This window comes from Dermacoccus barathri, assembly GCF_015070805.1.
Taxonomy (GTDB): domain Bacteria; phylum Actinomycetota; class Actinomycetes; order Actinomycetales; family Dermatophilaceae; genus Dermacoccus; species Dermacoccus abyssi.
On sequence record NZ_JADCTK010000006.1, the window covers coordinates 211,288 to 234,449 of the forward strand.

The 23,162-nt window shown below is 68.6% G+C and carries 15 protein-coding genes and 1 tRNA gene; 4 read left to right on the forward strand and 12 right to left on the reverse strand.

The window, feature by feature from the left end; genetic code table 11:
• Nucleotides 1-31 precede the first annotated feature (31 nt).
• A complete protein-coding gene (locus IM689_RS12475; RefSeq protein ID WP_193644233.1) occupies nucleotides 32-1,318 on the forward strand; it encodes a lipopolysaccharide biosynthesis protein in 1,287 nt (428 codons plus the stop codon).
• A gap of 55 nt (nucleotides 1,319-1,373) precedes the next feature.
• Here IM689_RS12475 and IM689_RS12480 read toward each other — a convergent pair whose 3' ends face one another.
• The 4 genes from IM689_RS12480 to IM689_RS12495 form a co-directional block, all read right to left on the reverse strand.
• The gene (locus IM689_RS12480) at nucleotides 1,374-2,219 is read right to left on the reverse strand and encodes a class I SAM-dependent methyltransferase (protein WP_193644234.1); all 846 of its coding nucleotides are present in this window, start codon (nucleotides 2,217-2,219) and stop codon (nucleotides 1,374-1,376) included.
• A gap of 93 nt (nucleotides 2,220-2,312) precedes the next feature.
• Entirely contained in the window at nucleotides 2,313-4,301 is a 1,989-nt protein-coding gene (locus IM689_RS12485; protein WP_193644235.1) for an acyltransferase family protein, read from the reverse strand.
• Complete coding sequence (locus IM689_RS12490) at nucleotides 4,298-6,301, reverse strand: acyltransferase family protein (RefSeq protein ID WP_193644236.1); 2,004 nt, start codon at nucleotides 6,299-6,301, stop codon at nucleotides 4,298-4,300. Before IM689_RS12490 ends, IM689_RS12485 begins: the two co-directional genes overlap by 4 nt.
• A gap of 101 nt (nucleotides 6,302-6,402) precedes the next feature.
• Nucleotides 6,403-7,050 (reverse strand): hypothetical protein, encoded by a 648-nt coding sequence (locus IM689_RS12495; RefSeq protein WP_193644237.1) that lies wholly within the window; start codon nucleotides 7,048-7,050, stop codon nucleotides 6,403-6,405.
• 94 nt (nucleotides 7,051-7,144) lie between these two features.
• On the opposite strand from IM689_RS12495, the gene IM689_RS12500 reads away from it, so the two are divergent.
• Nucleotides 7,145-9,064, forward strand: a complete 1,920-nt coding sequence (locus IM689_RS12500) for an acyltransferase family protein (protein WP_193644238.1) — start codon at nucleotides 7,145-7,147, stop codon at nucleotides 9,062-9,064.
• Nucleotides 9,061-10,035 carry a sugar phosphate nucleotidyltransferase gene (locus IM689_RS12505; RefSeq protein WP_193644239.1) on the forward strand — a complete coding sequence of 325 codons (975 nt, stop codon included), beginning with the start codon at nucleotides 9,061-9,063 and terminating at the stop codon, nucleotides 10,033-10,035. Before IM689_RS12500 ends, IM689_RS12505 begins: the two co-directional genes overlap by 4 nt.
• Nucleotides 10,036-10,063: 28 nt before the next feature.
• Here the strand turns inward: IM689_RS12505 and polA are convergent, their stop codons facing one another.
• A complete protein-coding gene (gene polA / locus IM689_RS12510; RefSeq protein ID WP_193644240.1) occupies nucleotides 10,064-12,733 on the reverse strand; it encodes a DNA polymerase I in 2,670 nt (889 codons plus the stop codon).
• Nucleotides 12,734-12,780: 47 nt separating this feature from the next.
• Between polA and IM689_RS12515 the strand changes: the two genes are divergently transcribed.
• Entirely contained in the window at nucleotides 12,781-13,230 is a 450-nt protein-coding gene (locus tag IM689_RS12515) for a PaaI family thioesterase (RefSeq protein WP_406565500.1), read from the forward strand.
• Between the two features lie 13 nt (nucleotides 13,231-13,243).
• Here IM689_RS12515 and IM689_RS12520 read toward each other — a convergent pair whose 3' ends face one another.
• From IM689_RS12520 to gltB, 7 genes are all read right to left on the reverse strand, one after another.
• Nucleotides 13,244-13,855: an ANTAR domain-containing response regulator gene (locus tag IM689_RS12520; RefSeq protein ID WP_193644241.1), complete on the reverse strand. Its 612-nt coding sequence runs from the start codon at nucleotides 13,853-13,855 to the stop codon at nucleotides 13,244-13,246.
• A 39-nt stretch (nucleotides 13,856-13,894) separates the two neighbouring features.
• Nucleotides 13,895-14,707 (reverse strand): shikimate 5-dehydrogenase, encoded by an 813-nt coding sequence (locus IM689_RS12525; protein WP_193644242.1) that lies wholly within the window; start codon nucleotides 14,705-14,707, stop codon nucleotides 13,895-13,897.
• A gap of 77 nt (nucleotides 14,708-14,784) precedes the next feature.
• A complete protein-coding gene (locus tag IM689_RS12530) occupies nucleotides 14,785-15,249 on the reverse strand; it encodes a hypothetical protein (protein WP_193644243.1) in 465 nt (154 codons plus the stop codon).
• 86 nt (nucleotides 15,250-15,335) lie between these two features.
• Nucleotides 15,336-15,416 (reverse strand) — tRNA-Leu (locus IM689_RS12535).
• Between the two features lie 135 nt (nucleotides 15,417-15,551).
• Nucleotides 15,552-17,009 carry a pyruvate kinase gene (gene pyk / locus IM689_RS12540; protein ID WP_193644244.1) on the reverse strand — a complete coding sequence of 486 codons (1,458 nt, stop codon included), beginning with the start codon at nucleotides 17,007-17,009 and terminating at the stop codon, nucleotides 15,552-15,554.
• Nucleotides 17,010-17,153: 144 nt separating this feature from the next.
• On the reverse strand, nucleotides 17,154-18,611 hold the full coding sequence (locus IM689_RS12545) for a glutamate synthase subunit beta (protein WP_047312724.1): 1,458 nt from the start codon (nucleotides 18,609-18,611) through the stop codon (nucleotides 17,154-17,156).
• Nucleotides 18,604-23,148, reverse strand: a complete 4,545-nt coding sequence (gltB, locus tag IM689_RS12550; RefSeq protein ID WP_193644245.1) for a glutamate synthase large subunit — start codon at nucleotides 23,146-23,148, stop codon at nucleotides 18,604-18,606. The genes IM689_RS12545 and gltB overlap by 8 nt, the downstream gene beginning before the upstream one ends.
• Between the last annotated feature and the right edge of the window lie 14 nt (nucleotides 23,149-23,162).

Here is a 23,162-nt window from a genome sequence, read left to right on the forward strand (position 1 = left end):
CCGAGAGGACCAACCCGAGAAGGTGGAGACGTTGAACGCTGGACGCACCGACGTCTCCACTGACTCCGCCGACGAACCGTCCGAGGCTCCTGGCAACCGGACCGAGCGCACGGCGGGCATCGGTTCGGGCGCCCTCCTCGGAGTCGCCATGGGCGTCGGCAACGCCCTGAGCTACGTCTTCGTCCTCGTGCTGACGCGCGCCCTCGGTACCGCGGGGTTCGGCGCCTACTCGGCGCTCATCACGCTCGGCATCGTGCTCGTCATCCCGGCCGGCGCCTTCCAGGTCATCATCGCGCGACGCTGGGCCGACGAGGAAGCACGCACGTCCGGGCTCGTGGCCGCGGCCGGGACGGGCGTCGCTCTCACCGGGCTCACGTGCCTGCTCGCCGCGCCGATCGGCGACATCTTCCACCTCGACGGTGTGGCCGCCACCGTCGCCATGTCGCTCATGCTCCTTCCGATGACGCTCACGGGCGCGTTTCAGGGCATGTTGCTGGGGGCCGAACGCCTCGGGCGCCTGTCGACGCTCTACGTCCTCACCGCGGCCACCCGTCTGCTCGGCGCGTTCGTGTGCCTCGCGATCGATGCGAACGTCACGCAGGTCTTCGTCGCCATGGCGATCGCGGCCTGGCTCACCGCGGCGTACGGGTGGTGGGCCTGTCGCGATCTGGCCGCCACCACGCGGCGCCACTCCCCCTCGCTCCTGGCCGAGATGGCGCGATCCAACTCGACGCTCGCGGCGTTCACTGCCCTGACGAACGTCGACGTGCTCCTCGTGCGCCACTTCCTCGACGAACACACCTCCGGCGGCTACGGCCTCGCGTCGACCTTCGGGCGGGCGATGTGCTGGGGCACCCAGTTCATCGCGCTGCTCGTCGTGCCGCGCCTGTCGCGTCAGGGGTCGTCGATGATCTGGCGGGCGGCCGCGCTCGTCGTCGGAATCGGCGCGATCGCGGCCGCGGTTGTCGCGATTGACGCCGACGCCCTCGTGCGGCTCATCGGCGGCACGGCCTTCGACGGTTTCGGAACGCTCGTCCTGGCCTGCATCGCGCTCGGCACGCTGTGGGCCCTGGCGCAGCTGTGGCTCTTCTCCCAGATGGCCGACGACGACACGACTCTCGGCAAGGTGGCTTGGCTGGCCGTTGCCGTCGAGCTCGTCGTCGGGTGGCTGTGGTGGCACGACAGCGCCGAGCAGATCATCGGCCTCGCCGCCGGCTGCGCGGCGCTCGTCGTCCTCGTCGGCGTGGTTCGCACCCGCCGTCACGCCGTGACGCAGCTCGAGTCCGAGGAGGACCTCCTCGTCACCGACCGCACGTGACACGCCTCGGGCCGAGCCGACACACGTGGTCAGCTCGGCCCGAGGCAACGGTGGGTCACTTCGCGCTGGCGTCGTCACCGATCTTGCGCGAGCGTCCGAGCAGCACCTTCGCCACGGCGGTGATCGGGCCGGGCACGATGCCCACGGCCTTCCACATCACGGCGTTGACGCGGTCCTGCACCGTCACCTGGTAGCGGCGCAGGGCCTCGTCCGTGCCCGAGAGTTTGCAGGCTGTACCGGGCACACGGCGGAACGTGAGGGCGTGCAGGCCGTTGGCCCAGCGCGGGTCGTCGGCGTGCGCAGCGTCCCACGTCTCGACGATCTCCCAGCCCTTGTGCCGCTGGAGGAAGATGTTGTGGGCCTTCTGCACGACCGGCCACGACGCGTCGTCGATGAGCACGAGCGCCTCGTCCGCGAGCAACGGCTCGACGACAGCCAGGGCGAGGTAGTGCGACAGTAGCGTGTGCTCGCCGTCGTAGAAGTAGACGCCGACCGGCCGATCGAGCGCGCCTGGCTCGACCATGAGCTTGAAGCAGTCGCCCTCGAGCAGTTCGACGTCGGCGTCACTCGCGTGCTCGGCGAGGTTCGTCATGAGCTCCTTGCGGGCCATCTCGCCGGCCATGCCGAACTCCATGAAGTTCTCCATGACGACAAACTTCTTGCCGGCGTTGCCCCGCACCGCAGCGCAGATCGAGCGGCCCTTGAACGTGCCGACCTCGAGGTAGGCCTCGCCCTCGGGCAGGTGACGCGCGGCCTCGTTGAGCACCGCGAGTTCGTTGACCGCCGTGTAGCCGGCCACCTGGGCGGTGAGGTCCTTCCATGCACCGTCCACCGGGTCGCCGCTGTGGACGTCGGGGGTGAACAGCGCCGGAAGGGCTTCGAAGAAGGCAGACGTTTTCATGGGTTCCTTACGTGGGTGAGGCCCGAACGCACACGGCGGACCACGGACGGTGTCGGCGAACTCGGGCGCCACAAGAATGCCACCTCATGCGCCTCAGCGCTGGGCAGTCGCCAGAACCTGGGGCGCGAGCCACTTCCAGATCATCGGTGTGGCCTCCTCGGAGAAGTGGACGCTGTCGGTGTACAGCCGCTTGCCGCCCACCTCGGGCTGGAACGGATTGCTGCACACCGTCTTCGCGAGGTCGAGCAGCGGCACGTGCTCCTCGGACGCCCACTCCCGGATGAGGGCGTTGACCTGGTCGGGTCGCTGCGACTCGGCGAGCGCAGGGCCGTCGGCGCGCATCGCGGCGGCGTCCTCGGGCGGGAGGACGGACAGATCGGCCTGACGGCACGGCACCGTCGTCACGTAGACACGCTGCGCTCCCCCGGCGCGGATCTTCCCGACGGTCTCGGTGAGGCGCTTCTTCGCGAGGTCGCGGTAGGCGGCGTCGTCGATCCACACCTTTCGGCCGTCGAGCATGTGCCGCGAGGCGAGGTGCACGCCGGGCATGAGGACGGCGGCCTCCGCACCCGAGCCGCGAACCTTCGACGTCAGGTCGCGCTTGAGGTAGGCACAGTCCTTCGGGTTGGGCACGATCTTGCTCTTGGAATCGACGATCGGGATGTCGAGCACGTCGCAGCCCGGCACGGCCAGGGCCACGGGGTGGAGCCCCGGGAAATTGAGCGACGGGTAGTTCTCGACGAGCTTGAGGGGCACCGAGTCGCCCACCATGGCCACCGTGGTCCGGCTCGAGGTCATGGGGTAAGCCTTCTGCCCCGGCACGAGGTCGGGAACGTTCGCCACGTACTGCGGCGGGCCGCTGACTCGGGTCATCGTCCACATGAGGCCTGAACCGAGGACGAGGGCCAGTGCCGAACCGACGGCGACGAACTGCCGCGCGCCGGAAGTGGATCTCGGCAGCAGACCCTTGACGCCGTTCTGCAGGACGGGCACTTCGATATAGCGGAAGCTGAGGTACGCAGCGGCGAACGTGAGCGCACCCTTGAGCACGGCCTCGGCGATGTCGGGGAGGCCCGGCACGTCGACCCACAGGTTGATGGGCCAGTGGTAGAGGTAGAGCCCGTACGAGATGCGGCCCAGGAAGGCCAGGGGCTCCCACCCGAAGATGCGGTTGATGAGCAGGTTGCGCGGGTCGACGCTCGACCACCCCATGAGGGCGGCGCCGACGGCGAAGAGCAGGATGCCACCGCGGTCGTAGACCCACGTGGTGCTCGGGTCGAGGAGGAAGACCGCCGAGACCGAGACGCCGAAGCCGATGACGCCGAGCGCCTGCGTCACGGCGCGTGGAGGGAGCACCGGGCCCCGTTTGTCGTTGCCGAGTCCGAGCAGACAGCCCAGCGCGACACCGACGAGCAGAGCCTGCACGCGGGTGTCGGTGCCGTAGTAGAGGCGCGTCTGGTCCTGCGGCGTCTCGAAGCCGAGCTGCGCCGTCCACCAGGCGCTCACCGCCGCAAGAGCGAGAGCGATGCCGGCCTTCGCGCCCCGGCGACGGGCGAGGGCGACGAGGGCGAGCACGAGGAAGGGGACGATGACGTAGAACTGTTCCTCGACCGAGAGCGTCCACGCGTGACGCAGCGGCGACGGGTCGACGAACTGGTCGAAGTAGGCGTCGCCACGGCTGATGAGTCGCCAGTTGAGGAAGAATCCGAGCGTCGCGAAAGCGTCGCCGGCGTACTCCTTGCGCTGCTCCGCGTCGGCGAAGAAGGCCGTGTGAACGAGCACCGCGGCGACGAGCACGAACATCGCGGGGAGAACGCGGCGGGCCCGGCGGGCGTAGAAGCGGCGGACGTCGATGCGCCCCGTCTTCTGGCGCTCCTTGAGGAGCAGGCGAGTGATGAGGAAGCCGGAGAAGACGAAGAAGTGGTTGATGCCGACCCAGCCACCGACGAGCGCCGTCACGCCGAAGTGGTAGGCGATGACGAGGACGACGAACAGGCCGCGGTAACCGTCGAGCGCCGCATAGCGCGACGGCGTGCGCACGCCCTTGCCGTTGCGTCGCTGTGCGCGCGTGCTGCCCGTCACGGACGTCCACCTGCCTTGCTCAGAACCTGCGGGGCGAGCCAGCCCCAGATCATCGGGGTTGCCTCGGGCGAGAAGTGAATGCCGTCCTCGTAGACCTTCTTGCCGTGCAGCGTCGGCTGGTAACCGTCACCGCACACGGCGGAGGCGAGGTCGACGACAGGCACGTTCTCCTCCTTCGCCCAGGTCCTGATGAGGGTGTTGAGGCGCTTGGGGTTCTGGGCCTCGGCCACGAGTTCGGGTGAGCGGCTCAGCTCCGTACGGTACTGGGGCGGAAGGTTGAGTTCGCTCATCCGTCGGCACGGAACGGTGGTGATCTGCACCGAACGAGCCCCGGCCGCCTCGCCCTTCGTCGTGAGTTCGGAGAGCTTCGAGCGCACGGCAGCAACGTACGCCGGGTCGTCGAGCCACACCGTGCGCCCACTGAGTTGGTGGCGCAGCGCGAGCTGGAGACTGGGCATGATGACGAACGTCTCGGCGCCCGAGGTACGCACCTTCTCCTCGTAGGTCGCCTTGTTCTGCCGGCACGCGGCGTCGGCGCCGAGCGCCACCGTCGGTGTCCACTGCACAGGGGCGTCGACGATGTCGCAACCGGGTGTGCCGAGGTTGACGACCTCAAGGCCCGGGAAGTTGCCGCTGGGGAAACGGGAGACGAGGTGGAACGGCACCGAGTCACCGAACAGCGCGACCTTCGTCGGCGGCTTCGGCGCCGTGAACGTCGGCTGCCCCTCGACGAGCTCGGGGATGTTCGCCACCTTCTGCGGGACGCTCTCGTCGCGCACAGGTGCGGTGGCCTGCGCCGTACCTCCCGAGACGAAGAGCGCGCCGACGACGACCGCAGCCAGCCCTGCGAAGCCTGCGGCCCCCGTCCGACGGCGACCGAACGCGCCGAGTCCGTGCTTCATGATCGGCCGTTCGAGGAAGCGGTAGCTCAAGGCGGCCGCCGCGTAGGACAGGGCGAGCGTCAGCGCCGCGAGAACCCAGACGTTGACGCCGGTGAGGTAGCGCGAGAGCCAGATGAAGATCGGCCAGTGGTACAGGTAGAGGCCGTACGAGATCTTGCCCGTGTAGACCGCGGGTGGCAGGGAGAACACGCGAACGAGGGGCGTGGCGCGCCTCTGCGCACAGCCGATGATCCACGCCGTCGCCGCGCTGGAGGTCAGCAGCATCCCGCCGCGCGAGAACATCCACGGTGCGAGCGGCTCGATCGTGACGAACGCGACGAGCGTGGCCGCCAGCCCGAGCCACCCGACGATCTCGATCCACGGGCGGCCGCCGTCGAGGGGATCACGCGGGTCGCGGGGTTTGAGCAGCGCCCCGCCGCTCCCCCGGTGCCCGCTCCACACGCCCGCCGCGACGCCGAGCGCCAAGGCCTGAACGCGGATGTCCGTGCCGTAGTAGGCGTGCGACTGACCACCCAGCCCGACGAGGTCCAACCGCGTGGCCCACAGGGCACTGAGTCCGGCGAGCAGCACGAACGGAAGGGTCCTCGCCAGGCGCGTACGCCCCAGGGCCAGTACGGCCACGACGAGCCACGGCACGACGAGATAGAACTGCTCCTCGACCGACAGACTCCACGCGTGCCGCGTGATGCTCGGGTGGCTGAAGGCCTCGAAGTACTGATCGTCACGGGCCACGAGACGCCAGTTCATGACGTAGGTGAGGGTGGCGAGGATGTCGCCCTTGAGGAACGCCTTCTCCTCATCGGGGGCCAAGAACAGCCCGTCGAGCGTCACCGCGCCGAGCATGACGAGCAGTGCCGGGCCGAGGCGCCGCACCCGTCGGACGTAGAAATCGCGAACGCTGATGTCGCCGTAGCTACGCCGCTCGGCGAGGAGCAGACGCGTGATGAGGAAGGCGGAGAGGATGAAGAAGACGTTCATGAACACCCACAGCCCCGGCAGAACCGTGAGCGCCCCCACGTGCCACAGCATGAAGACGACCATGCCGTAGCCGCGGATACCGTCCAGGCCAGGACGGTGGGCGAAGAGCCGTGCGGCCATGAGTTCCTCTCCAATCGAACGCGTGCGAGCTTCCGCTCACGGCGACGGGCTCACCCACCGACGAATCGGAGCGGGTGAGCCCGTTGCCGTCAGTGCGGCAGTCAGTCGCGAACCGTGTCGGGCTCGTCGTCGTCGAAGCGCGTGCGACGGCGCGCCGGACGCACATCGTCGTCGTCCTCGTCGGCGACCAGGCGCGTGCGGCGGACCTTGCGAGGGGCGTCGTCCTCGTCATCGAGGAACCGCGCGCGACGACGCTCGTCGCGTTCAGTGTCGTGCTCGTCCTCGTCACCCAAACGGGGCCGACGGCGCGGCTCCTTGGTGCGCTCGCTCTGGCGCTCCGTGCGACCGGCGAGGAGGCCCGGGCGGCGATCGGAGTCGGCGTCGTCGACGTCGTCGTCCTCCACGGCCTCGTCCTCGAGGCGGGTGCGGGCGCCGCGCGTCTGCGCTGCCGACTCCGAGCCGAAGAGGAGGAAGCCGAGGGCGGCGGTGATGATGGCGAGGGCGAGGAAGAGGAAGCTCTGGTTGCGTGCGACGTCCTCCATGATGCCGCACTGGCCCTTGGCCAGACCGTTCGTGTTCGGTGACATCGGGCTACCGCAACGGAAGAGGCCGCCGTCCTTGCCCATGAAGCTGGTCGGCGTGAGGAAGAAGTACGCGGCCACCGCGAGGAATCCGGTGGCGACGATGAGCGCGACCTTCGTTCCGGGGCGCAGCGACGTCACTGTACGAGTGTCTGACTGGTTCGACATGCCCGCATGCTAGCGAAGTGGAACCGCCTGCGGCCCGGCCATTCGGCAAATAGACTCGCGCCCGTTGTCCTGTTCCCGTCGAGAGGCCCACCCCGTGCCACGTCGCGCACCCACTTCGCCGGGTTACCGCCCGGCGCTTGACGGACTTCGTGGCGTCGCCGTCCTCGCCGTTCTCGTTTTTCACCTCTGGCCGGCGGGGGTTCAGGGCGGCTGGCTCGGCGTCGACCTCTTCTTCGTCCTGTCGGGTTACCTCATCACGAGTCTGCTCGTGCGCGAGTACGCCCGTTCGGGCCGCATCGACCTGCGCCGCTTCTGGACTGCCCGCGCCCGACGCCTGCTGCCCAGCCTCATCACCGTGCTCATCGCCGTGCTGGCGGCGGCAGCTTTCTGGACACCCTCGGGACGACGCGGCTCGGTGGCGCTCGACACTCTCGCGACGCTCTTCTACGTTCAGAACTGGCGCCTCCTCGCGAGCAACGAGGCCTACTTCGACGCCAACGGCGTTCCCTCTCCGCTGCGCCACGCCTGGTCCCTGGCCATCGAGGAGCAGTACTACCTCCTCTTCCCGCTGCTGTTCCTCGTCCTCGCGCGGTATGTCCACCGCCGCTGGACGCTCGCGCTCGTCTTCGCCGTCGCTGCCGCCGCCAGTGCTGCCTGGATGGCCTACCTCTACGTGCCGGACGTCGACCCGACGCGCGTCTACTACGGCACCGACACCCGCGCTTTCGAACTGCTCATCGGCGCTGCGATCGGCGCGTGGGTCGGTCCGAGCCAATGGGGGCACGAACGCCCGTCGCGCTGGGTCGAGACCATCTCGAAGCTCGCCTGGCCGAGCCTCGCGGCGCTGCTCGTTGCGTTCGTCGCCCTCTCCGAGGATTCGCCGCTCGTCTTCCGCGGCGGCCTCGTCGTCGTCTGTCTTCTCACGCTGCCCGCGATCCTCGCCGGAGCCTCACCGCACGCGAACGCCTTTCAGCGGGCGTTCTCGTTCGAGCCACTGCGCCAGATCGGCCTCATCAGTTACGCGTTGTACCTGTGGCACTGGCCCGTCCACGTCTTCCTCACGCCTGGGCGTCTGGGCATGGGCACCGCTGCCGCCGCGCTCGTGCAGGCCGTGCTGTCGATCGTCTTCGCGACGCTGACCTACCGCTACCTCGAGGCGCCGATCCGGGCGGGTGGACTGCGCGGTCTGGTGCCCCGCTCGCCCAGGATCTCCCGCCTGGTCGCGGTGACGGCCTGTGCCGCCGTCGCCGTGGGTACGGTTGCGCTCCCGAGGGTCACCAGCGGTAACCCGACCGAGGAGACCGGCGCGGGAGGCGGCGAACTCACGTACGCGGTGCCGTCGTACCAGCCGGGCGCCTCGCAGCGCGTCGTCGTCGTGGGTAACTCCATTCCGCACAGCCTCATGGTGAACTTCCCGTCCACACGGTTCACCGACCTCGACGTCTCGGAGTCGACGAGCTTCGGCTGCACCACCTTCCCCGGTCAACAGATCCTCAACGGCAAACCTGCCCCCATCCCCGCGGCCTGCCGCACGTTCTGGAAGAACTGGCACCTCGGGCTCTTCGAGGCAGACACGATGCTGTACTTCCTGCCGCAGAACCTGCTCGACGACTACGAAGTCGACGGCCGACGGCTGAAGGCGGGCAGCGCCGAGCACGACGCCTTCATCCGTTCCTCGCTCGACTCGATGCTCGCCAAGTCCAAGGAATCCCGGGTGAAGCGCCCGGTGCTGCTCGACCTCGCCTGCCACGAGATGCCGACGTTCGGCCAGAATCCGCCGTCCCTCAACGAGACCGCGAAGGTGCGTCACCTCAACGGGGTCGCCAAGCAGTGGGCTGCGCAGAACAAGGTGCAGTTCCTGTCGCAGTTCGACCGGCTGTGCCCCGGCGGCACGTACCACGGCAAACTCAACGGCCAGGAGCTCTACGAGGACGCCCTGCACTACACATCCGTCTCCGGACCCATCATGTGGTCGTGGATCGCACCGCAGATCCGCAAGGACACCGCGAAGTGAGCCTTCACGCCGTCATCCTCGCGGGCGGCTACGGCTCACGGATGATGCCGCTGACGACTCGCACGCCGAAGCATCTTCTGCCGATCGGTGACGAACCGGTCATCGCTCATCAATTGCGCCGGCTCGCCGCCGCGGGAGTGGCCTCCGTGACATTGGCGACCGCCCACCACGCCGAGGCCTTCCTGCCGGCGCTCGGCCACGGTGAGCGCTTCGGGCTCCACCTGCGCTACACCCGTGAGCCCGAGCCGCGGGGCACCGGTGGCGCGCTGAAACACGCGTGCGCCGGGCTCACGCTTCACCCGGACGACGCGCTCGTCGTCATCAACGGCGACCTCGTGAGCGACCACGACCTCGCCGCGCACGTGCGCGCGCATGTCCACGCCGGCGCACCCCTGGCGACGATCCACGCGCGACCGGTCGATGACGCGAGTGCCTTCGGCCTGCTCCATCTCGACGGTGACCGCATCACCCGGTTCGAAGAGAAGCCCGCCGGCGCACCTGCCGGTTTCGTCAACGCCGGCACGTACGTCGTCAGCCCGTCATTGCTCGATCTCATCCCGGCCGGCGAGGTGGTCTCGCTCGAGCGGGACGTGTTCCCCCGAGCCGTGGCGCTCGACGAGGGTGTGCGGGTCTACCGCGAAGACGCGCGCTTCGCCGACATCGGAACACCCGCCGCGCTGCTCGCGGCGAACCTGGCGTTGGCCCGGGATCACGTCCCGAGCGACCGCCCGAACGCCACGAGTGTTCTGCTCGGCGCCCAGGTCTCCCCCACGGCTCGCGTCGAGCGCTGCCTCGTCATGCCGGGTGCCCAGATCGGCGCCGATGCGGTGCTCACCGACAGCGTGCTCGGGCCGGGCTGCGTCATCGGTGACGGCGCGCACCTCGAGGGTTGTGTTCTGGGCGACGGGGCTCGGGTGAGCCCCGGGTTGCGACTCGCCGACGCCGTACTCGAGGTCGAAGAGCGCCGCTGAACGGGCCTCACTCAGCCGGGAGAGCCGATCAGTGCTCGGCGTCCTGCCAGCTCGCGCCGGTGCCGACGTTGACGTCGAGCGGAACGTCGAGATCGGCAGCCGAGCCCATCTGCTCGCGCACGAGCTTCTCGACGGCCTCGCGTTCGCCCTCGGCAATCTCGAGGATGAGTTCGTCGTGCACCTGGAGCAGGACGCGTGAGGCGTAGTCGCCCTCGCGCAACGCCTCGTCGACGCCGAGCATCGCCTTCTTCATGATGTCCGCCGCGCTGCCCTGGATGGGCGCGTTGAGCGCCATGCGCTCGGCCATGTCGCGGCGCTGACGGTTGTCGCTCGCGAGGTCGGGCAGATAGCGGCGGCGGCCCATCATCGTCTCGGTGTAACCGACGGCGCGCGCGTCGTCGACGACATGACGCAGGTAGTCACGCACCCCGCCGAAGCGCTCGAAGTAGCCGTCCATGAGGCGCTGGGCCTCGGCGGTGGAGATGCGTAGCTGCTTGCTCAGGCCAAAGGCCGACAGGCCGTAGGCCAGGCCGTACGACATGGCCTTGACCTTGGCGCGCATCTCGGGCGTGACGCCGTCGGGCTCGACGCCGAAAACGCGCGAGCCGACGAAGCGGTGCAGGTCTTCGCCCTCGTTGAACGCGTGGATGAGGCCCTCGTCGCCGGACAGGTGCGCCATGACGCGCATCTCGATCTGCGAGTAGTCGGCCGACATGAGGCACTCGTAGCCCTCACCCACGACAAACACGCGTCGGATGCGGCGGCCCGACTCGGTGCGGATCGGGATATTCTGCAGGTTCGGGTCGGTGGAGCTCAGGCGGCCCGTGGCCGCGATCGTCTGCTGGTACGTGGTGTGGATCCGGCCGTCGTCGGCGACCGACTTGATGAGACCGGCCACGGTCGAACGCAGCCTCGAGGAGTCGCGGTGGCGCAGGAGCGCCTCGAGGAACGGGTGCGGCTCCTTCTCGTAGAGGTCGGCGAGAGCCTCGGCATCCGTCGTGTAGCCGGTCTTCGTCTTCTTCGTCTTCGGCATGCCGAGCGTCTCGAAGAGCACCGTCTGCAGCTGCTTGGGCGAACCGAGGTTGACCTGCTCGCCGCCGATGGCGTCCCACGCGTCGTGCTGAGCCTGGACGACGAGGGCGTCGTAGTCGCTCTCGAGGTTCTGCAGCTCGTCGAGGTCGACGGCGATACCGGCCTTCTCCATGCCGGCGAGGACGTCGACGACGGGCATTTCGAGGTCGGCCATGAGCTCGGTGCCCCCGACCTCGGCGACGGCCTCGTCGAGTGCCGTTGCGAGCTTGGCGACGGCCGCTGCGCGTGCCATGACGTCGTCGGTCTCGGCCGTGGCGGTGCCGCCGAGCTCGAGCATGCCCTGACCGGTGGCAGCGTCACCCGCCTGCGGGAGCTCGATGTGGCAGTAGCGCAACAGGAGGTCGTCGAAGCCGTACGAGCGCTGGTCGGGTCGCACGATGTAGGCCGCGATCGCCGTGTCGTTCGTCAGACCCCGCAACGTGAGTCCGCGCGCGTCGAGGGCGTGCATCGGGCCCTTGGCGTCGTGCATCGCCTTCGGCTTGGACTCGTCGGCGAGCCAGGCGGCGAGGGCCTTCTCGTCGTCCGGTGTGAGCGCGGTGAGGTCGACGTAGAGCGCGCGACCGTCGTCACCTGCGAGACCGATGCCGGCAGCGTCACCGGTGCCGCGAGCCCAGGTGCCGAGGACGTGGACGCCGGTGCGTCCGGTGAGTGAGGCCAGGGCCTTCTCGGCGCCGCCCTCGGCGACGACCTCGCCGTCGACATCGACGTTGCCCTCGGCCTCCGGCTCGCTCGTGCCGAGCGTGGCGAAGAGGCGGTCGCGCAGCACCTTGAACTCGAGACCGTCGAAGACGCGGTGCACCTCGTCACGGTTCCAGTCCGCTCGCACGAGGTCGTCCGGTCCGAGGTCGAGCGGGACGTCGGTGAGCAGCTGGTTGAGGCGGCGGTTGCGCAGCACACCGTCGAGATGGGCACGCACGGACTCGCCGGCCTTGCCCTTGATCTGGTCGACGGAGGCGACGAGACCGGTGAGGTCGCCGTAGGTCGTGAGCCACTTGGCGGCCGTCTTCGGGCCGACGCCGGGCACGCCGGGCAGGTTGTCGGACTTCTCACCGACGAGGGCCGCGAGGTCGCTGTAGCGCTCGGGCGGAACGCCGTACTTCTCCTCGACGGCGGCCGGCGTCATGCGCGTGAGCTCGGAGACGCCCTTGACCGGGTACAGGACGGTGACCTTGTCCCCCACGAGCTGCAGGGCGTCACGGTCACCGGAGCACAGCAGCACCTCGTCGAAGCCCTGATCGACGGCCTGCGTGGTGAGCGTGGCGAGGATGTCGTCGGCCTCGTAGCCGTCGAGTTCGATGTGCGCGACGCCCATGGCGTCAAGCACCTCCTTGACGAGGCTGACCTGCCCCTTGAACTCGTTCGGCGTCGTGGCGCGCCCCGCCTTGTACTCGGCGTACTCCTCGGTGCGGAACGTCTGACGCGACACGTCGAAGGCCACACCGAGGTGGGTGGGTTCGGTGTCGCGCAGGACGTTGATGAGCATCGAGGTGAAGCCGTACACGGCGTTCGTGTGCTGCCCCGTGGAGGTGGAGAAGTTCTCCGCGGGCAGCGCGAAGAACGCCCGGTAGGCGAGGGAATGACCGTCCAGCAACAACAAGCGCTTCACACATGGCAGCCTATGTCCCGACACTGACAACCCGAAAGGCGACCGACATGACCGACGCTTCCCGCCCCTCCTCCGCCGCGGAGAACCGCCCCGCCACCGACGAGGAACTCGCGATGCTGCGCGACATGAGCAGGGGAACGCTCGACGAGCGCATGGGCATCGAGATCGTCGAGGCCAGCGCCGAGCGCGTCGTCGCGACGATGCCGGTGGAGGGAAACACCCAGCCCTACGGTCTCCTCCACGGCGGCGCGAACGTCGTCATCGCCGAAAGCGTGGGTTCGATCGGTGCGGCAATCGCCGCGGGCCCGGGCCGCTACGCGGTCGGCCTCGACATCAACGCCACGCACCACCGCTCGGCGCGTTCGGGCATCGTGACGGCGACGGCGACCGCCTTGTCGCTCGGTCGCACTCTCGCGGCCTACGACGTCGTCATCACCGACGACCAGGGGCGGCGCACCTGCACGGCACGCATCACGTGCATGCTGCGCGACCAGTGAACTGAGTGCAGGGTCAGTCGCCGAACTCGGCGATGACACCGTCGCAGACCTGCTGCATCGACAGGCGCCGATCCATGGCCGTCTTCTGGATCCACCGGAAGGCGGCCTGCTCGTCGAGGCCGAGCTTCGTCGTGAGCAGCCCCTTGGCACGGTCGAGCGACTTGCGCGCCTCGAAGCGCGTCTTCATCTCCTCGAGTTCGTCACTGAGCGACCGGGTGTCACTCCAGCGACGCAGCGCGACGGTGAGCGCCGGGCCGAGGTCGTTCCAGGTGAACGGCTTGACGACGTAACCCATGACGCCCGCGTCGCCGGCACGGTCGACGAGGTGTTTGTCGCTGAACGCGGTGAGCAACACGACGGGCGTGAGGTGCTCGCGGCCGATCTCCTCTGCGGCGCTGATGCCGTCCTTGGCCGGCATCTTGACGTCGAACACGGCCAGGTCGGGGCGATGCTCGCGAACGGCGGCGAGTGCTGCCTCGCCGTCGGAAACCGCCGCGACGACGTCGTATCCGTTGTCCTCGAGCATCTCGACGAGGTCGAGGCGGATGAGGGCCTCGTCCTCGGCCACCACGACGCGGGGAAGGGTGTTCGTCGGTTCAGCGCTGTTCGTCGTCACCCGGAGCATCCTAAGCCCGCGTCGAACACGACTCGATCACGCAGCCAATCATGCTTTGGAGCGGGAGAACTCCGACGCCGCGCGAATCTGCTCGTCGGTGGGACGCACGCCCGTGTAGAGGACGAACTGCTCGGCGGCTTGGAGTGCGATGACCTCGGCCCCGGTGATGACGCTCTTGCCGCGCTCACGCGCCGCCGCGATGAGTGGGGTCTCGCTCGGCTTGGCGACGACGTCCACGATCCAGTCCGCAGCGTCGATCTCCGCTTCGGTGAAGCTGAGTTGGCCCTCCCCTTCGCCCCCGGCCATGCCGAGCGGCGTGACGTTGACGAGGACGCGAGTTCCCTCCGGCACCTCGCGCGAGTGCTCCCAGCCGTACTGTTCGGCGAGGACACGGCCCGTGTCCACGTTGCGCGCGACGAGGGTTCCGTGGGTGAATCCCGTGTCCCGACAGGCTGCGACGACGGCCTTGCCCATGCCGCCGCTCCCCCGCACGGCGATCGTCAGGTCGGTCGGCACGCCGTGGCTCGCCAGGAGTGAGGCGACGGCCGAGTAGTCGGTGTTGTACCCGGTGAGGACTCCGTCGTCATTGACGATCGTGTTGACCGAATCGATGGCCTTCGCCGACTCGTCGAGCCGGTCGAGCATGGGAATGACCTGCTCCTTGAACGGCATGCTCACCGCGGCGCCGCGGATCGGCAGCCCCCTGATGCCCGCCACGGCCTGCTCGAGGTCGGTGGGCGAGAACGCCTTGTAGACGTAGTCGAGCCCGAGTTCGTCGTAGAGGCGGTTGTGGAAGCGCGTGCCGATGTTGCTCGGGTTGCCCGACATCGAGATGCACAGCTGAGTGTCCTTCGAGAGCATGGCTCAACCCTACTGAGGCGCCGCGAGGGCTTCACCCCGGCGCTCTACGGGTACGCGGCCCACTGGGCGACACCTTGCTAAGCGCCCAAGAGCTCACCGAGGTTGCTGAGCCGCTCTTCGGGGAACGGATGCGTCGGCCAGGTGTCGAGGTACGCGCCCCGATCGACGGCTGCGACGCCGTCAGAGATCAACCGCGCCAAACGCCCGGACGTCGACGTGAAGCGATACGCACGACGGTCCTCGCTCGAGGTGATCACCAGCAGGACGTCGTTCTCGGTGGCGAGGCATCCGACGATCGTCGCGTCAGGTTCGCCGTGAAGAACGAAGGTCGCGGCGCGCGACGATTCCGTCGCCAGCGTCCACGCTGCGTCGAGGAAGTCGGCCAGCACGTCCGAGACGTAGCTCGCCCGGACCGTCAGTGTGAACCCGTCGCTCGCCGCGAGGGAGCAGTCCATCCACCCGCAGGAGTCGAGGGCGAACGAGATCGCCTCCAGCTCGCGCGGTACGTCCTCGAAACGGAGATGCGAGTTGATCTCGGTCATTCATCCCTCCAGTGAGAGGACGAAGGCCCTCGCCCGGTGCTGGACGAGGGCCTTGCGGGTCCGCCATCACTGACGGACCTCCTGTGTGCCGACGGGGGGATTCGAACCCCCACGCCCGAAGGCAAAGCATTTTGAGTGCTCCGTGTCTGCCGTTCCACCACGTCGGCGCGTGACCCGGACATGTTAGCCGACGCCGGGCCCGCCGCCGTCATCGGGACAGCCCATGGCCACAGACGCGAAACACCCCCGACAGCGCACGGAAACGTGGGCTTGTCAGGGGTGTTTCGAGACCGGCCGGCCGATCAGGCCTCGGTGCCTACCGCGTTGTACGCAGGAGCCACCCGGTTCTTCGCGTCACCCATCTTGTGGACGCGGAGCGCATTCGTCGAGCCGGGGATTCCAGGCGGAGAGCCGGCCACGATAACGACGAGGTCGCCCTCGGACACGCGACCGTCGCCGAGGAAGATCTCGTCGACCTGCTGCGCCATCTCGTCGGTGTGACGCACCTTCGGGCGGCAGATCGTCTCGATGCCCCACACGAGCGCCAACTGGGCGCGCACGACCGGGTCGGGCGTGAACGCGACGATCGGCGTCCTCGGGCGCAGACGCGACATGCGCTGCGCGGAGTCACCGGTGGTCGTGAAGTTGATGAGGTACTTGCAGTCGAGCTCGGTGGCGACGACGACAGCGGCCTTCGTCACGACCCCGCCCTTCGTGTGCGGCTTCGTGCCGAGCACCGGAACGCGGTCGAGCCCGTGGTCTTCGGTCGAGGCGATGATGCGCGCCATCGTGCGCACCGTCTCGACCGGCCAGGCACCCACCGAGGTCTCGCCCGACAGCATGACGGCGTCCGCGCCGTCGAGCACCGCGTTGGCGCAGTCGGAGGCTTCGGCGCGCGTCGGACGGGGGTTCTCGATCATCGACTCGAGCACCTGCGTGGCGACAATGACGGGCTTCGCGGCGCGACGGGCGAGCTCGATGGCCTTCTTCTGCACGAGCGGGACGTCCTCGAGAGGAAGTTCCACACCGAGGTCACCGCGGGCCACCATGATGCCGTCGAACGCATCGACGATCTCCTCGAGGTTGTCGACAGCCTGCGGCTTCTCGACCTTGGCGATGACGGGGCGGCGAATACCCTCCTCGTCCATGATCTCGTGGCAGCGCACGATGTCGGCCGCGTCACGGACGAACGACAGGGCGATGAGGTCCGCACCGGCCTTGAGCGCCCAGCGCAGATCGGCCTCGTCCTTCTCGGACAGGGCCGGCACGCTGACCGCCACGCCGGGCAGGTTGATGCCCTTGTTGTTCGACACCGTGCCTGGCACGACGACCTCGGTGATGACGTCGGTGTCGGTCACCTCGACGGCACGCAGGGCGACCTTGCCGTCGTCGATGAGCAGGTCGTCGCCGACCTTCACGTCACCCGGCAGGCCCTTGTACGTCGTACCGACGCGCTCGGCGTTGCCGTCGACGTCATCGATCGTGATGGTGAAGCGGTCGCCCTTGGCGAGTTCGACCGGGCCACCCGAGAAACGAGCCGTGCGGATCTTCGGGCCCTGCAGGTCGGCCAGGACGCCGACAGCGCGACCGGTTGCCTCGGCGGCAGCGCGGACGTTGTCGAGACGCGTCTGGTGCTCGTCGTACGAGCCGTGCGAAAGGTTGAAGCGGGCCACGTCGAGGCCGGCCTCGACGAGCTCACGGATACGTTCGGGGGTTTCGGATGCGGGACCTAGAGTTCCTACGATCTTTGCGCGACGCATGCCTCAACCCTAGCCCCCGTCGAAGGCTCACATCACGCGGTATCGCGCGCTGAGACCCCCGAATTGCCCTACTGGTGAGTACCCGCTCGGGGACGCCGAAGGCCCCCGTCCGCGTACTGCGAACGAGGGCCTTCGAGGCTGCGATCAGACCGTCAGCGGACGATCCGTGGGCGCGATCGGCGCCGGGAGCGTCGAGTCGCCCATGAGCCAGGTGTCCACGCCGTGGGCCGCCGAACGGCCCTCGGCGATGGCCCACACGATGAGCGACTGACCGCGGCCGCAGTCACCTGCAACGAACACGCCGGGCACGCTCGACATGAAGTTCGCGTCACGGCTGACGTTGCTGCGCTCGTCCTTCTCGACGCCGAGCTGCTCGAGCAGGCCTTCGCCCTGCGGGCCGAGGAAGCCCATCGCGAGGAGTACCAGCTGCGCAGGGATGACCCGCTCGCTGCCCTCGACCTCGTTGAACTTTCCGTTCTCGAACGTCACCTCGACGATCTTGAGGCCCGTGACGTTGCCGTCGGCGTCGCCCATGATCTCCTTCGTCGACGCCGAGTAGACACGCTCGCCGCCCTCCTCGTGCGCCGAGGCGACACGGAAGATCATCGGGTAGGTCGGCCAGGGCTGGTTCGTCGGGCGGTCCTCACCCGGACGCGCCATGATCTCGAGGCTCGTCACCGACTTCGCGCCCTGACGCAGTGCGGTGCCGATGCAGTCGGCGCCGGTGTCACCGCCACCGATGACGACGACGTCCTTACCGGTGGCGAGGATCTGGTCCTCCACCTCGCCGCCGAGCGAGACACGGTTGGCCTGGGGCAGGTACTCCATGGCCTGGTAGGTGCCCTTGAACTCGCGACCCTCGACCGGCAGGTCGCGACGCACGGTTGCGCCCATGGCGAGCACGACCGCGTCGTAGCGCGCACGCAGCGACTCCGCCGTCATCGTCACGCCGATCTCGCTGTTGCAGCGGAACCGGGTGCCCTCGGCCTTCATCTGGTCGATGCGGCGGTCGAGGACGGCCTTCTCCATCTTGAACTCGGGAATGCCGTAGCGCATGAGGCCACCGGGCGCGTCGTCACGCTCGTAGACGGCCACGGTGTGACCGGCGCGCGTGAGCTGCTGGGCCGCTGCGAGACCGGCAGGGCCGGAGCCGACGACGGCGACCGTCTTGCCCGTCAGGCGCGTGGGCACCTGCGGCGCGACGTGGCCGCGCTCGAACGCCTCGTCCACGGTGGTCTTCTCGATCTGCTTGATCGTCACCGCGGGCTGGCTGATGCCGAGCACGCACGCCGTCTCGCACGGCGCCGGGCACAGGCGCCCGGTGAACTCGGGAAAGTTGTTCGTGGCGTGAAGGCGCTCGATGGCCTCCTCCCACTCCCCCTTCCACGCGAGGTCGTTCCACTCCGGAATGAGGTTTCCGAGGGGGCAGCCCGAGTGACAGAACGGGATGCCGCAGTCCATGCATCGGCCGGCCTGACGCTGCAGGGTGCCGAGCTGCTGCTCCTCGTACACCTCCTTCCAGTCACGGATACGAACGGGAACGGGGCGACGGGCCGGAAGCTCGCGCTCACGGGTCTTGAGGAATCCGCGGGGGTCAGCCACGAGACGACACCTCCATGATCTGGTCCCACACCTGGGCACTGTCGGGGTCGACGCCCATGCCTTCGGCGTCCTTTCGGATGCTCAGCACGCGCTGGTACTCACGCGGCGTGACGAGCGAGAAGCGCACGAGGCTGGCGGGCCAGTCCTCGAGCAGTGACGTGGCGACGGCCGAACCGGTCTCCTCGGCGTGCTGGGTGAGCAGTTCCTTGACGATCTCCTCGTCGCTCTCCCGCAGGCCCGTGATGTCGACGAGTTCGGCGTTGACGAGTTCCTCGCGCAGGTCGAGGACGTAGGCCTCGCCGCCGGACATGCCGGCCGCGAAGTTGCGTCCCGTCGGGCCGAGGATGAGGACGCGACCGCCCGTCATGTACTCGCACCCGTGGTCACCGACGCCTTCGACAACGGCGGTGGCACCGGAGTTGCGCACGCAGAAGCGTTCGCCGACCTTGCCGCGCAGGAACAGTTCGCCGCTCGTCGCGCCGTAAGCGATGACGTTGCCGGCGATGGCGTTCTCCTCCGCGACGAGGACCGTGTCGGTGTCGGGGCGCACGATGATGCGTCCGCCCGACAGGCCCTTGCCGACGTAGTCGTTGCCCTCACCGACGAGGCGCAGCGTGAGCCCCTTCGGCACGAAGGCGCCGAAGCTCTGCCCCGCGGCACCGCGCAGCGTGATGTCGACGAGGTTGTCGGGCAGCTGCTCGTCGCGGTAACGCTTCGTCAGCGTGTGGCCGAGCATCGTGCCGACGGTGCGGTTGACGTTGGACACCTTCGTCTCGAACGCGACCGCTTCCTTCTGCTCGATCGCGGCCTTCGCCTTTTCGATGAGCTCGTTGTCGAGTGCTGCGTCGAGGTGGTGGTCCTGGCCCTGGGAGTTGAACAGGTCGCCACCGAACGGCATTTCGGCCTTCGCGAAGATCGGCGACAGGTCCATGCCGCTGGCCTTCCAGTGCTCGACGGCCTCGTCGGTGTCGAGGGCCTCGACGTGACCCACGGCCTCGGCGATCGAACGGAAGCCGAGCTCGGCGAGCAGTTCGCGCACCTCCTCGGCGATGTACTCGAAGAACGTCTCGACGAACTCGGGCTTGCCGGAGTAGCGCTCGCGCAGCTCGGGGTTCTGCGTCGCGATGCCGACGGGGCAGGTGTCGAGGTGACACACGCGCATCATGATGCAGCCGGAGACGACGAGCGGAGCCGTGGCGAAACCGAACTCCTCTGCACCGAGCAGGGCTGCGATGACGACGTCACGGCCGGTCTTGAGCTGACCGTCCGTCTGGACGACGATGCGGTCGCGCAGGCCGTTGAGCAGCAGCGTCTGCTGGGCCTCGGCGAGGCCGAGCTCCCACGGGCCACCCGCGTGCTTGAGCGACGTGAGCGGCGAGGCGCCCGTCCCGCCGTCGTGACCGGAGATGAGCACGACGTCCGCGTGGGCCTTGGAGACACCCGCAGCGACCGTGCCGACGCCGACCTCGGAGACGAGCTTCACGTGGATGCGCGCGCTCGGGTTGGCGTTCTTGAGGTCGTGGATCAGCTGGGCCAGGTCCTCGATCGAGTAGATGTCGTGGTGCGGCGGCGGCGAGATGAGGCCGACGCCCGGCGTCGCGTGACGCGTGCGCGCCACCCACGGGTAGACCTTCGGGCCGGGCAGCTGGCCACCCTCACCGGGCTTGGCGCCCTGGGCCATCTTGATCTGGATGTCGTCGGCCTCGGTGAGGTAGAGCGACGTTACGCCGAAGCGGCCGGAGGCCACCTGCTTGATGGCGCTGCGGCGCGTCGGGTCGAGCAGGCGCTCGACGTCCTCACCGCCCTCACCGGTGTTCGACTTGCCACCGAGGCGGTTCATCGCCACGGCGAGCGTCTCGTGGGCCTCACGCGAGATGGAGCCGTACGACATGGCACCCGTCGAGAAGCGCTTGACGATCTCGCTCACCGGCTCGACCTCGTCGATCGAGATCGACGGGCGGTCGGAGGCGAACTTGAACAGGCCACGCAGCGTCATGAGCTCCGCCGACTGGTCGTCGACGGCCTGCGTGTACTGCTTGAAGATGTCGTAGCGGCGCGAGCGCGTCGAGTGCTGGAGGCGGAACACCGTCGTCGGGTTGAACAGGTGCGGTGCGCCCTCGCGACGCCACTTGTACTCGCCGCCGACCTCGAGCGTGCGGTGGCTCGGTCCCTGGCCGTCGCTCGGGTACGCCTTCGCGTGACGCGCCGCGACCTCGGCCGCGAGGACGTCGAGACCGACACCGCCGAGGCGGGAGGTCGTGGCCGTGAAGTACGCGTCGACGAGTTCCTGGCTGAGGCCCAGGGCCTCGAAGACCTGCGCACCGCGGTAGGAGGCCACCGTGGAGATGCCCATCTTCGACATCACCTTGAGCAGACCCTTGCCGAGCGCCTTGATGAGGTTCTTCACGGCCTGCTCGGGCGTGATGTCACCGAGCGCGCCGTCACGGGCGAGCTGCTCGACGGACTCCATCGCGAGGTAGGGGTTGACGAGGGCCGCGCCGTAGCCAACGAGGAGGGCCACGTGGTGAACCTCGCGCACGTCGCCGGCCTCGACGATGAGGCCGACCTGCATGCGCGTCTTCTCGCGGATGAGGTGGTGGTGGACGGCTGCGGTGAGCAGCAGCGACGGAATCGGTGCGAACTCAGCGTTGCTGTCACGGTCCGAGAGCACGACGAAGCGGTGGCCGTCGGCGATCGCTTGGCTCACCTCCGCGAAGATGCCCTGGAGGCGTGCCTTGAGGGCGCTCGCTCCCCCGTCGACCCGGTAGGTGCCGCGGATGACGTAGGCCGCGAAGCCCTCCTGGTCGCCGTCGGCGTTGATGTGGACGATCTTGGCGAGCTCGTCGTTGTCGATGACCGGGAAGCCCAGCTCGACCTGACGCGCGTGCTCCGGACCGTCGCCGAGAAGGTTCGACTCCGGACCCATCGTCGTGCCGAGGCTCGTGACGAGCTCCTCACGGATGGCGTCGAGCGGCGGGTTCGTGACCTGCGCGAAGAGCTGCGTGAAGTAGTCGAACAGGAGCCGCGGCCGGGAGCTGAGCACGGCCACGGGCGTGTCGGTGCCCATCGAGCCGAGTGCCTCGGCGCCCGTCTGAGCCATGGGCGACAGGAGGATCTTGAGTTCCTCGTGCGTGTAGCCGAACGTCTGCTGGCGGCGCTCGACCGAGCTCTGCGAGTACATGACGTGCTCGCGGTCCGGCAGGTTCTCCAGCTTGACGATGCCCTCGTCGAGCCACTGCTGGTACGGGCGCTCCGCGGCGAGCTGGGACTTGATCTCGTCGTCGGGAACGATGCGCCCGGCCTCGGTGTCGATGAGGAACATGCGGCCCGGCTGCAAGCGGCCGCGTTCGACGACGTCCTCGGGCGGCAGGTCGAGCACGCCGGCCTCGGAGGCGAGGACGACGAGGCCGTCCTTGGTCACCGAGTAGCGGCCGGGGCGAAGGCCGTTGCGGTCGAGAACGGCACCGATGAGGCTGCCGTCGGTGAACGTGACGCACGCAGGGCCGTCCCACGGCTCCATGAACGCTGCGTGGTACTCGTAGAACGCGCGGCGAGCGGCGTCCATCTCGGCGTGGTTCTCCCACGCCTCGGGGATCATCATGAGCACGGCGTGCGGCAGGCTGCGGCCCGACAGGTGGAGCAGTTCGAGCGTCTCGTCGAACGTGGCCGAGTCGGAGGCGTCCGGCGTGCAGATCGGCAGCAGACGCGAGATGTCGCCCGGCAGGACGTCGCTCTCGAGCTGCGACTCACGCGCGCTCATCCAGTTGCGGTTACCGCGGACGGTGTTGATCTCACCGTTGTGCGCGATGAAGCGGAACGGGTGCGCCAGCGGCCAGCTCGGGAATGTGTTCGTCGAGAAGCGGCTGTGCACGAGGGCGAGGGCCGTCGCGAAACGCTCGTCGGACAGGTCCGGGTAGAACTGCTCCAGCTGCGCGGTGGTGAGCATGCCCTTGTAGACCACGGTGCGCGCCGACAGGGACGCGAAGTACACGTCGAGGTCGTGCTCGGCACGCTTGCGGGCGCAGAAGGCACGACGATCGAGTTCGAGGCCGCTGACGCTCCCGTCGGCAGCCGCGAGGAAGACCTGGCGGAAGACGGGCATCGTCTCGCGGGCCGACTCACCGACGACGCTCGGGTCGACCGGAACGTCGCGCCAGCCGAGAACCGTGAGGCCCTCCTCTTCGGCGATGGCGTCGAACTTCTCGCCGACGGCCCACTGACCGTCCGCATCCTGCGGCAGGAACGCGATACCGACGGCGTACTCGCCCTTGGCCGGCAGGTCGAAGTCGACGACGGCGCGCAGGAACTCGTCGGGAATCTGGGTGAGGATGCCGGCGCCGTCACCGACGAGCGGGTCGGCGCCGGTGGCGCCGCGGTGATCGAGGTTCGTCAGGGCCAGAAGGGCCGCATCGACGATGTCGTGGCCGCCGTGGCCGCGCATCGTCGCGACGAGAGCGACACCGCAGGCGTCGTGCTCGAAGGTGGGGTCGTACAGCCCCTGGGCGGATGGTTGGGCGGAGAAAGCATGCGCTGACATGGCTCACCGTCCTG